This window comes from Nocardioides sp. CPCC 206348 (genome assembly GCF_048654705.1).
Classification (GTDB): Bacteria; Actinomycetota; Actinomycetes; order Propionibacteriales; family Nocardioidaceae; genus Nocardioides.
On record NZ_JBMCZA010000211.1, the window covers coordinates 54,778 to 55,198 of the forward strand.

Consider the following 421-nt stretch of genomic DNA (forward strand, 5'->3'; position numbering starts at 1 on the left):
GCCGCTGGGGATCTGGCAGACGCCCTACTGGGATGCCCGGGCCCGCGCGATGACGGCGAACCTCGCCGCCACGGTGGGCCGCCACCAGAACGTCGTCGGGTTCATCGATCCCTACACCGACCGGTGGTTCACCGGCACGGGTTCGATCGTGAACCCGAAGGGTGACGGCAACCAGGACCGCTACATCGGTACCGACGGCGTGCACCCCGCTGCGGCCGGCGTCGCCTACTTCGTCGACCGGATCGTCGCGGAGCTGGGGCCGATGTCGTTCCCGCGCCCGGGCTGAGATGCCCTACCGTGCACAGGTGAACTTCGAGAACCTCCACCACCGCGAAGAGATCTTCACCTACGCCGCGCCGGCGCTGAAGTTCGGCCGCGGCGCCGCCGCCGAGATCGGGTACGACGTCCGCGGCTGGGGCGC

1 protein-coding gene is annotated in these 421 nt (G+C 70.3%); it reads left to right on the forward strand.

Features of this window, described 5'->3' with window-relative positions; translation table 11 throughout:
* On the forward strand, positions 1–286 hold a 286-nt coding region (locus ACOADB_RS21990; RefSeq protein WP_378603600.1), incomplete at its 5' end, for a hypothetical protein.
* Between the last annotated feature and the right edge of the window lie 135 nt (positions 287–421).